This is a genomic window from Spiroplasma endosymbiont of Monopis laevigella (assembly GCF_964019975.1).
Classification (GTDB): domain Bacteria; phylum Bacillota_I; class Bacilli_A; order Mycoplasmatales; family VBWQ01; genus Spiroplasma_E; species Spiroplasma_E ixodetis_A.
This window is the reverse complement of the sequence record NZ_OZ026473.1, coordinates 1228065-1241556: the sequence shown is the minus strand read 5'-3', so window position 1 is coordinate 1241556 and position 13492 is coordinate 1228065. Positions and strand designations below refer to the sequence as shown.

The following is a 13492-nucleotide window of genomic DNA, read 5'->3' as shown; positions in this document are numbered from 1 at the left end:
AACTTTGTAAAACAAAGATACACAGATTATTAAAAAGCCTCAAATCTGCAACTAGACCTTTTCGATGTTTGTATGAAACATATTTTAAACTATTTCTAATTTGATGAACAATGCATAATTGATGTTCTGTTTTAGGATAAACTGATTGTATTGCTTCTGACATGCCTATTAAATTATCACTACAAGCAATAAGAATATCATTTAAGCCACGATTTTTCATTTCTGTGAAATTAGATAATCAAAACTTAGAACCTTCATTTTCACTAATTCATAATCCTAAAACATCTTTTTTGCCTTCTAAATCAACTCCTAATGCTATATAAACTGATTTGTTAATAATCCGTTTATCTTGTCGTACTTTAACTACTATACAATCAAAATAAACAATAGGATAAATACTTTCTAATGGTCGATTTTGTCATGCTTTAACATCATCAATAACATCATCAGTAATTTGACTAATAACACTTTCACTAATATCAGCACCATGATATAACTCTTGCAACTGCATTCTAATGTCAGATAATGTCATTCCTTTTGCATACAAGGAAAGAACTTGTTGATCAAAACCATCAAATCTTCTTTGCCTTTTAGGAACTATTACAGGAGTAAAATTACTATTGCGATCTCTTGGTACATCAATTTCAATTTTACCTTGTTGAGTTATTAATTTTTTTGAACTTGTACCATTACGAGCATTTTCAGTAGTACTATGTTGATTTTTTTCATATCCTAAATAATTTTGCATCTCAGAATTCAACATTTTTTCTACTAATCTTTTTGTTAATTCTTTATACAACCCTCCCTCTTTAAAAACTTTTGTTAAATCTTCAGTATTTTCTAATAATAAATCTACTGCTTTTGATATTGGATCATTATTATTAAAGTTATCTTTTTTAGCCATCTGTAACTCACTCTTTCTAGTCATTTAATTATATTTACTAGAATTAATTAAACATAGTTATTTTTGTAAGTTACACAGATTACTAAACATTACCAAAAATTGAGATAATTTAATGGTTTTTATTAGTTATCCAGTAGAAATCAAAAGAGTGATTTATACTACAAATGCTATTGAATCTGTTAATAGTCAATTACGAAAAATCATCAGAAATAAAAAAGTTTTTCCTAATGATATGGCAGTTTTCAAAATATTTTACTTGGCAATTGAAAATATAACAAAAAAATGAACATTGCCTATTCAAAATTGAAATACAGCAATTGCTCATTTTATGATAAAATTTGAAGACAGAATTAATCTAAATTAGTAACTTTGTAAAACAAAGATACACAGATTATTAAAAAGCCTCGTACGCTCCCTATTTTTTTCTTCTCTTTCTCTTTCTTCTTTTTGTTTTTGTCTTTCTTCTCTTTCGGCTTTTAATCTAGCTTGGTCTCTTTCAATTTTTCGTAGTTGTTCTGCTTGTTTTTCGGCTTCTCTTTGTCTTTCTTTTTTTCTTGTTCTTCTTTTTGTCTTTTTCTTTCTTCTCTTTCGGCTTTTAATTTAGCTTGGTCTCTTTCAATTTTTCGTAGTTGTTCTGCTTGTTTTTCGGCTTCTTTTTGTCTTTCTTGTTCTTCTTTTTTATTTTTATTAAAATCTCACATTGTTTATGTCCCCTTTAAAATTAGAAAATAAAAACCCATTTTACTTTAAATGAAGCAACGGGTAAAACTTATATTAAGTTTACAATGATTATATAATGTTATATAAATTAATTGTTAAATAAATATAAATAAGAAAAATGATTTATTTTAAATTTTTAAAATCTAGAAAATAATGAATATGAAATTTAAATAATACATTTTTTATGATAAAAGTATTAAAAAAATATTATTGTTCTTTTGCAATAATAAATCAAAAATCGATTATAGAAAGATATTACATATATCAATTATGTTATACTATTTTTATAAGTTATTTTGTGGAGACTGTTAAGAGGTGATATTCTTATGATTAAAAATGGCATTAAAATATCAAAATCTCAATCTCGTGGTGATGAAGTTGGGTTACTTTTTTTCTTATTAGTAATCTTCTTTTTCCTAATAGTTAGTTTAACTAGATTTTCAATAATTGGTAAAGTACTTGATGATTTTCTTTTTTCTTTTTTATTTGGATGAGTGAAATATGCTGTTTATTTCTTTCTTTTTTTAATGATTATTCCTTTAGCTTTTGGTTATCGCATGCAATTTAAATTGAAGTATATTTTTGTTACTTTTTTATTTTTAGTGATTAGTTGTTGGACAACACAAACTTTAACTTTAATAATTTTAGGAAAGAATAATTTATGAACTAGTTATTATAATTTAAACCTATTAAATATTAGTGAAATATACGTTAAAACATGACGAAATACAAATGCTATAAATAATTATCTAGGTTTTTTTGCTTCACCAATTTCTTTTAAAGACTTTAGTGTTGAAACCTTTTTTCCAGCATATGCTACTGGTGGCATTATTAGTAATGTTTTAATAGGTATTTTTAATTATGGTTTTTTTGTTACTAATTTAATTGCAAACTTTATTAGTATTTTTTCTTTAACTTGTTTATTTATTTTTAATAAACCTTTTATTTTCTTTAGCAAAATGAAACAAATTATTAAACAAATTATTATTAATAATAAAAATAAAAAGCAAAAAAATAAAATAAATGCTGATTTAAAACAAAAACATATTAAGTTAAAAAAAGAAAAATTATTAATTGATAAACAAGTTAAAAAATATTTTAGAAAAGAAAATAATTTTAATAACGAATCAAAGAAGGAACCATCTATATCACCAGTAAAAAAAGCGGAAATAAAACAAAATGAAATAAAACAAAATGATAATAGCGACATTATCAATAAACCTTCTTCACCTATTGTTTATTTTAATGAAAATAGTTATTTAACTCCTTTTGGTAAAATTGACCCTGAAAAACAAAAAGATGTAATGAGTAATAGCAAAGGTACTCTGGTAGTTAAAAAAAGTTTAGAAGATAGTATTTTAAATCGTGAAATTATTAATGATAACTAGACTATTATTAATAACGAATCATAAGTAATTAATAATGAATAAAATTAAGAGTTTACTTTAGGATAAAACATTATATTAATGTTAAAATCAAAGTATCTTTTAATTTGTTAATAAATTTAGGTGAACTAATGGCAGAAAAATCTTTACTACAAATGAAAATTAAACTTTTACCTAATATTGCTGGATGCTATTTATTTAAAGATATACATAATAATTTAATTTATGTTGGTAAAGCTAATTCATTAAAAAAACGAGTAACTTCATATTTAAATAAAGCCAGTAATTTTAAAACAATGTTATTAGTTAATGATATTCATGATGTTGAATACATTACGACATCTAATGAAAAAGAGGCTTTAATTTTAGAACAAACATTGATTAAAAAACATCATCCTAAATATAATATTTTGTTAGCAGATGATAAAAAATATCCTTATATTCAAATCACTAATAATCGTGATCCACAATATCGTTATGTACGTAGTGCTACTAAAAAAGAGGGACATTATTATGGACCATTTCCCGATGGTACTGGTGCGCGTGAAATTTTAAAGTTATTGGAACGAATTTTTCCATTACGAAAATGTGCTGGTAATCTTGGTAAACCTTGTTTATATTATCATTTACAGCAATGTTCTGGCGCTTGTTTTAAATCAGTACCTATTACTTATTATGAAGATATGATTAGTAAAATTGATCAATTTTTCAAAGGGAATGTTACTGCTGTTAAAAAAATATTAATTAATAATATGAATATTAGTGTTGAAAACTTACAATTTGAAAATGCTAATCGTATTAAAATTTTGTTATCAAAAATAGATCTATTTTTATCACAACAAGTTGTTGAGTTTCAAGATTATGGAAATCGCGATTTTATTAATTTTTTAATTGAAAATGAAATGGTTGTTTTAATTACTTTATTTTATCGTAATGGTAAATTGCAAGCTAAAGATGAACAAATAGTTCAAAATAATTACTTAGAAATTCAAGATTTAATTCGTAATTATTGTCAACAACTATATAGTAAAAATACATTGCCAAATGAAATATATTTACCATCAAATATTGATTTAAAACAATTAAAATTATTATTTCCACAAATAAAATTTATTAATCCAATTAAAGGAACAAAAGAACATATTTTAACATTGGCAAAAACCAATGCCATTTATGTATGAAATAATTATTTACAGACTAATCAGTTTAATGCGCCGTTAAATATGATGAAAGTATTATCACAATGATTAAAAATTCCTAATTTAAATCATTTAGAGGTTTTTGATGTTTCTAATCTTCAACAAAGTGCTAGTGTTGGTGGTATGATTGTTTATAAGAATGGTAATCCTAGTTTTAATGATTATCGCAAATTTTTATTAGATCCAAAAATTGTTGATGATTATCATCGTTTTTGTGAAATGATTTATCGTAGATATCATCACTTAGTTATTAATAAATTGCCACTTCCTGATTTAATTATTGTTGATGGTGGAAAACCACAAATTAGTGCTACATTAGAACAACTAACATTATTAAACTTAACAATTCCTATTATTGGATTAGTTAAAAATAAAAAACATCAAACTGATAAAATTATAAATGATAAAATGCAAATTATTAATATTCCTAAGACTGATGCTTGTTTTTTATTTTTGAGTAAATTACAAGATCAAGTTCATAATTATGCAATTAAATATCATAAAGCAAAGCGAAGTCAATCAATGATAAGTAGTGTTTTATCATCAGTACCAGGAATTGGTTTACAATTACAAAATAAAATATTACAGCAATTTCCAACTTGACAATTATTGCAAAATGCTACAAAAACAGAACTTTTATCATTAGTTAAATCAAAAGTAATTTTAGAAAAACTATGAAAAGAATTACATAGTTTTGAATAATATGTTATTAAGAAATAAATAATAACGTAAATAAGATATTTATCTAAGTTACTAATGTAAAAATATCAAAAGTTAGATAAAAAATATCTTAATGTTTTAAGATATTGAAAATTTTAACGTATTGCTTTCGTTTGTGAAAGAATTTTGCATTTGTAAATCGATACTACTAATATGTTCTCAACTCTCAATACTATTTTTATCTTTTGGCATATAATAGTCAATAATTTTTTTTCTATTTTCACTAGCATTTTTATTAATTTCTTTTTTTTCAATTGGATTTCAATTTGGAGATGAAGGAATTAATTGTTTTATAAATACTTTATTTTTATAAGTTAATTGATGTTCTTTTTTAATAGTCAAAGTATTTTTTGGTTGTAATAACATACAAGCATGATTTCATGCCGAATTTCCCGAATTATCTTGATAATCAATATCAACTGGTCATTCATTTATTAAATAAGTTACTAATTTTTGTCAATCATTTAATACTGCTATATGTAATAATGAATAATTTTCTTTTCCAAACTTTAGAATATTAATAAAATCTTTTTTTAGAGAATGATTATTAAGTTCTGAATTAATATTTTTAAGTTTTTGATTTAAATTATGTTTATAGTTATCAATGATTTCAATAATTTCTTCTTGATTATTTTTTCAAATTTCATTATCATTTTGATTATCTTTTATTTCATTAGTTTTTTTTAGTTGTTCATTTAAAACATTATTAATGTTTAGTATCATTTCTTTAGCATTTATTAAATTTTCTGCCTTTAGTTGATTTAGTTGATTTATTTGCTCGATTATTCTTGCTATTTTTATATGGTTATTTTTATTGGCCATCATTAAAGCTGTATTACCATTTTGATTTGCATAATTAAGATTAGCGTTATTTTCTATTAAACTATTAACAATTTTTAAAAAACCATTTTCAGCAGCTAAGATTAAAGCCGTATCACCAACTTGATTTGTATGATTAACATTGGCGCCATTTTTTATTAAAGCATTAGTAATTTCTAAAAAACCATTTTCAGCAGCTATCATTAAAGGACTGTAACCAGATTGATCTGAATAATTAACATTAACATTTTTTGCTAGTAAAGTGTTAACTATTTCCAAATAACCTTTTCAAGTACTTCATATTAAAGCTGTATCACCTTTTTCATTTACATAATTAATATTGGTATTATGTATTATTAAACTATTAACTATATTTAGATAACCATTTCGCGCGCTTCATATTAAAGCATTATTATTTATTTGATTTGTATGATCGGCATTAGCATTATGCGCTATTATAACATTAGCTATATCTAAATATCCGTTTGTAGCGGCTCACTTGAAAGCAGTGTAACCTTCTATATTTTCATGATTAATATTAATATTATGTTGCATTATTAAGCTATTAACAATATTTAAGTGTCCGTTTCTGGCGGCTCATATTAAAGCTGTATCACCATAACGATTTTCATGATTAATATTAGCAAAATTATCGATTAAGAGATTAATGATTTCATGGTGTTCGTTTCTGGCAGCTAAGATTAAAGCGGTTTCATCATTATCTTCATTTATATGATTAACATTGGCATTATGTGTTATTAATACATTAACGATATTTAAGTGTCCGTTTTTAGCAGCTAGTGTTAAAGCAGTATTATTAAAATTATTAGGATGATCAATATTAATATTATGTTGCATTATTAAGATATTAACGATATTTAAGTGTCCGTTTTTAGCAGCTAGTGTTAAAGCAGTATTATTAAAATTATTAGGATGATCAATATTAATATTATGTTGCATTATTAAGATATTAACGATATTTAAGTGTCCGTTTTTAGCAGCTAAGATTAAAGCAGTTTCATTACCATTATTTTCATGATTAATATTAGCGTTATTTTCTATTAGTGTATTAACTATTTCAATATGATTATTTTCAGCAGCTAATAATAAAGCAGTATTACCAAATATATTAGCATGATTAATATTAGCATCATTTTCTAGTAAATTTTTAACGATATTTAAGTGTCCATTTCAGTCGGCTAGTGTTAAAGAACTAAAATTATTTATAGTTAAATAATTAACATCAGCAACATTATTTATCAGTAAAATATTAATTGTATCTAAATCGCCATTTCAAGCACTATTTATTAATTTTTCATTTAAATCGTCATTCATTTTTTTACTCCTTTAACAATAAAAAACCCATTTATTTTGTAAACATTAAAATAAGTAAGCGATAAAATTCTATAATCTTTATAAGATTATTATATTTATTTTTATAGCTGTTTTATTAATAATTAAAAATTATTAGTTAAATATTTATTTTAAATGTATTATCTTAAATTTTGTATAGAAACCTTTAACTTTAAATTATAAAATTGATTTAGTTCTTTTATCGACATTATCTTTAAATAAATAAATATATGATAAAATGAAAATGAAATAAATTGTAGTAAGGAGTTTTTTTTCATGGCAAATAAACCAAAAAACAGTGTTTATAATGAATCATCAATTCAAATTTTAGAAGGTCTAGAAGCAGTTAGAAAAAGACCTGGAATGTATATTGGTTCTACTGATAATCGTGGTCTTCATCATCTAGTTTGAGAAATTGTTGATAATGGTATTGATGAAGCATTAGCTGGTTTTTGTACTAGTATTGTTGTTACTATTAATGTTGATAAGTCAGTTACTGTTGAAGACAATGGTCGTGGTGTTCCAACTGGTATGCATGCTTCAAAAAAAAGTACTCCCGAAGTTATTTATACGGTTTTACATGCTGGTGGAAAATTTGACACTAATAGTTATAAAACCTCGGGTGGTTTACATGGCGTTGGTGCTTCAGTAGTAAATGCTTTAAGTAATTGAATGATTGTTACTATTCATCGTGATAAAAAAATTCATGAAATTAAATTTAAAAATGGTGGTAAGATTGATCAAAGTTTAAAAATGATTGGTAACACTTATAAAACAGGAACTAGGGTACAATTTTTACCTGATTTTCATCGTTTTTTTCTAGGTTGTGATTGAAATGTTCATTTATTTGAACAACATTTACGTGAAAGTGCTTTTTTAATTAATGATTTAAGTATTCAATTAATTGATAAGAGGACAGGTACTGAAGAAACTTTTCATTATAAAAATGGCTTAGTTGCTTTTATGCAATATTTAAATAAAGATAAAAAAAATTTATCACCAATTGTTAGTTTAAAAGGTAAACAAAATAATATTGACGTTGAAATTGTATTACAATATACGGAAGATTATAGCGAAACGTTAGTAGGGTTTGCCAATAACGTTAAAACTGTTGATGGTGGAAGTCATTTAGTTGGTTTTAAAAGTGGTTTAACAAAAGCTATTAATGAATATGCAAGAAAACAAGAATTATTAAAAGCAAAAGATAAAAATTTAGAAGGTAATGATTTGCGAGAAGGTTTGGTTGCTATTGTTTCGTTGCGTATTCCTGAAAATTTAATTCAATACGAAGGTCAAACAAAAGGTAAATTAGGAACGCCCGAAGCAAGAATTGTTGTTGATAATATTGTTAATGAAAGATTTTCATTTTGACTTCACGAAAATAGTGATGCTGCTAAAAAAATTATTGATAAAGCCATTAAGGCTCGTGATATTCGTAATGCTTTAAGAAAAGAACGTGAATCATTGCGTAATAAAAGTAAAGATACGCAAAAATTTTTAGTAGGTAAATTGGTGCCCGCACAAAGTAAAAATCCTAATATTAATGAATTATTTTTAGTGGAAGGAGATTCCGCTGGTGGCAGTGCCAAGTCAGGTCGTGATCGTAAGTTCCAAGCGATATTACCGTTAAAAGGAAAAGTAATTAATGCCGAAAAAACTAAAGTAATTGATCTTTTTAATAATGAGGAAATTAGTATGATTATTAATGCGATTGGTGCTGGTGTTGGTAACGAATTTAGTATTGAAAATTGTAATTATAATAAAGTCATTATTATGACTGATGCCGATACTGATGGTGCCCATATTCAAATTTTATTACTAACTTTTTTCTATCGTTATATGCGAGATTTAATTACTTCGGGTAATATTTATATTGCATTACCGCCTTTATTTAAAATTTCTTTTAAAGAAGAAGAGCAAGAGAAACATGTATATGTTTGAAATGAGTTAGAATTAAAAGATAAAGTTGAAACAATTAAAGGTAAATATGACCTGCAACGTTATAAAGGTTTAGGAGAAATGAATGCTGAACAATTATGAGAAACAACTATGGACCCAAACGTCCGTCAATTAATTAAAATTACTATTGAGGATGCTCTATCAGCAGAAACAGAAATTCAAATATTAATGGGTGATAAACCAGAAAAAAGACGAAAATGAATTGAAGAAAATATTTCTTTTGAAGCTAGTGATTATTAAGAAAAAAAGGAGTTTATAAGTTATGAATAGTAAAGAAGAGATTCAACAAAATAATGAACAAATTTTATCTTATCCTATTGATGATATTGTTGCAGAACGTTTTGGTCGATATGCCAAATATATTATTTTAGAACGAGCATTGCCCGATGTCCGTGATGGTTTGAAGCCAGTTCAACGTCGAATTTTGCATGCTATGAATGATTTGGGTTTAACCAATGATAAAGCATATAAAAAAGCAGCTCGTGTTGTTGGAGAAGTAATTGGTAAATATCATCCTCATGGTGATACAGCGGTTTATGCTGCGATGTGTAGAATGGCACAAGAGTGAAAGGTAGCATGACCATTAGTACAAATGCACGGTAATAAAGGTTCAATTGATGGTGATAATCCTGCTGCGATGCGATATACAGAAGCACGTTTATCATTAATTTCAGAATTATTATTGAAGGATATTAAGAAAAATACTATTAGTTTAATTAAAAATTTTGATGAATCAGAAACAGAACCAACAGTTTTACCTGCCTATTTTCCAAATTTATTAGTAAATGGTGCTTCTGGAATTGCCGTTGGAATGGCAACTAATATTCCACCTCATAATTTACAAGAAGTAATTAATGCAATTGTCATGAGAATTAATAATCCACAATGTAATTTAAGCGAATTAATGCGTGTTATTAAGGGTCCTGACTTTCCAACCGGAGGAATTATTCAAGGTATTAAAGGTATTAAAGAAGCTTATCGTTCTGGTAAGGGGCGAATTGCAATTCGTGCCAAAACTCATATTAATAATGAAGGTGAAATTCCACAAATAATTATTACCGAAATTCCATTTGAAGTTATTAAACAAGATTTAATTAAAAAAATTGATGATGTTAAAACATTAGCAAAAATTCATGGTATTAAAGAAGTACGTGATGAAACGGATCGTTTTGGTTTACGAATAGTTATTGATTTAGTAGAAGATAGTAAACCACAAGAAATTTTAAATTATTTATTTAAAAATACCAATTTACAAATTTATTATAACTTTAATTTAGTAGCAATTGCTAACAAAAAACCAGTACAAATGAGTTTAATTAATATGTTAGATTTTTATATTAATCATCAAATTGATGTTGTTACTAAGCGTTCACAATATGACTTAGCACAATTAGAACGAAGATTAGAGATTGTTAATGGTTTAGTTATTGCATTAAGTGAAGTTGATAAAGTAATTAAAATTATTAGAACATCAACTGACCGTATGCAAGCAAAATTAAATTTAATATCAGCTTTTAATTTTACTGATATTCAAGCAGAAGCAATTGTACAATTGCGTTTATATCGTTTAACTGCTACTGATATTCAATCATTAGTTTTAGAAAAAGCAGATATTGAAAGTAAAATTATTGTTTTACAAGAAATTCTTAATAATGAAAATTCACTACGTCAAGTTATTATTACTGAGTTAGAACAAATTAATTCTCATTTTTCTGGATTAAGAAAATCACAAATTCAAGGTGAAATTTCTGAAATTACAATTGATGAAAAAGCAACATTGCGACAAGAAAATGTATTTGTTAGTATTAGTTATGATGGTTGAATTAAGGTAATAAGTAGTAAAGTATTTTTACAAAATCTTGATTATCAAGATTTTGGGCGTAAGCCAAATGATGTTATTATTGGTGGAGCAATGTTCAATAATTTTAATAATTTATTATTTTTTACAAATAAAGGTAATTATTTTTTAATACCAATTTTTAAATTAGAAGAAAATAAATGGAAAGATAATGGTATTCATGTTAATACGTTATGTAAACTTGAAGGAAATGAAAAAATTATTAGTGTTGCGCAAGTTAATAGTTTTGAACAGCCAAATGTAAATATAGTAGTCGCTACTAGATATGGTTTAATTAAAAGAATGCCACTTTTAGAGTTAGCAACTACCAGATTTAATAAAACCGCCAAATATGTTAAGTTAAAAGAGAACGATAGTGTTATTAGTGTTAATAGTACTACCGGTCATGATTTTATTGTTACTAGTACTCGCAAGGGTATGACTTTAAAATATTTAGAAACGAAAGTTCCATTATTAACTAAAACTGCAACAGGTGTTAAAGCTTTGAAAATTAATTCTGAAGAAGATGAAGTGGTAGGAATGGCTTGTGGTAATAGTAATGATATTTATGCAATGTTAACATCAGTTGGAACAATTAAACGAATGTTATTCAATACTATTGAACAAACTTCACGAACAACAAAAGGTAATAAAGTAATAAAAGTTCCTAAAAGTAAAAGTATTAGTATTATTAAAACTTTCTTATCACCAGCAACATCTTTTATTAATATATTAACGAAAAAAGAAAAATGATTAGTGATTAAAGCAAGTGACATTAATCTTAGCAAGGTAAATGAAGGAACTGGCAAAGTAGTTGCTGATGATATTATTGCTGGCGGTAGTAATTTAGTGATTGATTTAAAAACTGATGTTATTGATGCTGATATATCATCAATATCAGAAAATTTTGATGGAAAAGAAAGCAACAATGGTATTTAAAATAAACTTTTTTGTTGAAAATTATGGACTTTTTAAAGAATTAGTTTTTTTGATTTTCATAATATAAATTTAAATAATAATTTTAGTTAAGAGTGAATAGGATATGACTTATATCAATGCTATAATTATTATGGTAGTGATTTAAGGAGGAAGTATAGATGACAAATAATATTATTAAATATCAATCTCTAATTAATGGTGAGTTGTATGAAAATGGTAATTGAATATCAGTTATCAATCCCACCACTAATAAAATAGCAGGCCAAGTTCCTGCCTTAACTAAAGTTGAAATTAAAAAAGTATATGAATCTGCAAAATTTGCTCAAAAAAATTGAGAACAAATGCCTATTTTAAAAAGAATTTCTTTTTTAAATTCTTGAAAACAATTAATTATTCGCGATAAATTAATACTTGCTGAATTAATGACTAATGAAATTGCTAAAGGCACAAAAGCAGCTTGCAGTGAAATTGATAGAACAGTTGAATATATTGAATATACTTTACAAGAAGCATTACGTCTTCATCCTGAATCTTATACAGGTGATAGTTGAGGAAGTATGAACAAATTAGCTGTTTTTGAATACGTACCAAAAGGAATTGTTCTTGCTATTTCCCCTTTTAATTATCCGATAAATTTATCAGTCTCTAAAATATTTCCAGCACTTGTGACTGGTAATAGTGTTGTTTTTAAACCCGCAACACAAGGATCATTGGTGGGATTACACTTAGCTAAATTAGCTAAAGAAGCTAACATTCCTAATGGTGTTTTTAATGCTATAAGTGGTAAAGGTAGTGAAATTGGTGATAGTTTAGTTGAAAATGAAGCAATTAATGTTATTTCTTTTACTGGTAGTGCTGTTGTTGGTAATCGTATTTCACAGAAATCTTTAAAAGCTGATTTGATTTTAGAATTAGGAGGTAAAGATCCAGCAATAGTGCTTAATGATGCTGATCTTGAAGATACAGCAACCAAAATCATTAAAGGTGCATTTAGTTATTCAGGACAACGCTGTACTGCTATTAAAAGAGTGTTAGTACAAAGAACAATTAGTAGCAAATTAATTCCAATTTTAAAAGAAAAAGTTGAAAAGTTAACTGTTGGTTTGCCCACAGATGATTGTGATATTACTCCTGTTATTGATCAACCAACAGTTGATAATGCTAAAAAATTAATTAAAGATGCTTTAGATAAAGGAGCCAATTGTTTAGTTGGTAATAAATTTAAAGAAAATTTAATGTGACCAACTATTATTACTGACGTAACAACAAAAATGAATTTAGAATGAGAAGAACCTTTTGCACCATTGTTGCCGATTATTATTTTTGATGAAGTAAAAGAAGCAATTAATATTGCAAATGATTCACAATATGGTTTACAAGCTTCTGTTTTTACTACTAATATTAATAGTGCAATGAGTATTGCTAAATTATTAGAAGTTGGAAGTGTTAATATTAACGATCAGTCACAACGTGGTCCCGATCACTTTTCTTTTGTTGGTGTTAAGGATTCGGGTCTTGGCGTACAAGGTATTCGTCCTTCGTTACTTGCTTTTACTAGACCAAAAGGGATTGTTATTAATTGAAAAACAAAAATTTAAAAGAAAAAATAAAACTTATTTTTTTATTAAAATAGTGGTAAGATAAAAATGTAATAAAT

At 25.7% G+C, this 13492-nt stretch carries 8 protein-coding genes and 1 pseudogene; 6 read left to right on the top strand and 3 right to left on the bottom strand.

The window, feature by feature from the left end:
• Positions 1-37: 37 nt before the first annotated feature.
• Positions 38-904, bottom strand: a pseudogene (locus AACK94_RS06630) (IS256 family transposase); the annotation flags it as partial.
• Positions 905-932: 28 nt separating this feature from the next.
• Here AACK94_RS06630 and AACK94_RS06625 point away from each other — a divergent pair.
• A complete protein-coding gene (locus tag AACK94_RS06625; RefSeq protein WP_338976373.1) occupies positions 933-1268 on the top strand; it encodes a transposase in 336 nt (111 codons plus the stop codon).
• Between the two features lie 112 nt (positions 1269-1380).
• Here AACK94_RS06625 and AACK94_RS06620 read toward each other — a convergent pair whose 3' ends face one another.
• Positions 1381-1605 (bottom strand): hypothetical protein, encoded by a 225-nt coding sequence (locus AACK94_RS06620; protein WP_338975605.1) that lies wholly within the window; start codon positions 1603-1605, stop codon positions 1381-1383.
• Between the two features lie 345 nt (positions 1606-1950).
• Between AACK94_RS06620 and AACK94_RS06615 the strand changes: the two genes are divergently transcribed.
• A complete protein-coding gene (locus AACK94_RS06615; RefSeq protein ID WP_338975603.1) occupies positions 1951-3012 on the top strand; it encodes a hypothetical protein in 1062 nt (353 codons plus the stop codon).
• Between the two features lie 128 nt (positions 3013-3140).
• Positions 3141-4910 (top strand): excinuclease ABC subunit UvrC, encoded by a 1770-nt coding sequence (gene uvrC, locus AACK94_RS06610; protein WP_338975601.1) that lies wholly within the window; start codon positions 3141-3143, stop codon positions 4908-4910.
• Positions 4911-5006: 96 nt separating this feature from the next.
• On the opposite strand, the gene AACK94_RS06605 is transcribed toward uvrC, so the two are convergent.
• On the bottom strand, positions 5007-7082 hold the full coding sequence (locus AACK94_RS06605) for an ankyrin repeat domain-containing protein (protein WP_338975600.1): 2076 nt from the start codon (positions 7080-7082) through the stop codon (positions 5007-5009).
• Positions 7083-7376: 294 nt separating this feature from the next.
• Here AACK94_RS06605 and parE point away from each other — a divergent pair, with 294 nt between their 5' ends.
• From parE to AACK94_RS06590, 3 genes are all read left to right on the top strand, one after another.
• The gene (gene parE / locus AACK94_RS06600; RefSeq protein WP_338975599.1) at positions 7377-9299 is read left to right on the top strand and encodes a DNA topoisomerase IV subunit B; all 1923 of its coding nucleotides are present in this window, start codon (positions 7377-7379) and stop codon (positions 9297-9299) included.
• A gap of 22 nt (positions 9300-9321) precedes the next feature.
• Positions 9322-11835 (top strand): DNA topoisomerase IV subunit A, encoded by a 2514-nt coding sequence (gene parC, locus AACK94_RS06595; protein ID WP_338975598.1) that lies wholly within the window; start codon positions 9322-9324, stop codon positions 11833-11835.
• Between the two features lie 158 nt (positions 11836-11993).
• Complete coding sequence (locus AACK94_RS06590; protein ID WP_338975596.1) at positions 11994-13433, top strand: NADP-dependent glyceraldehyde-3-phosphate dehydrogenase; 1440 nt, start codon at positions 11994-11996, stop codon at positions 13431-13433.
• Positions 13434-13492: the final 59 nt, after the last annotated feature.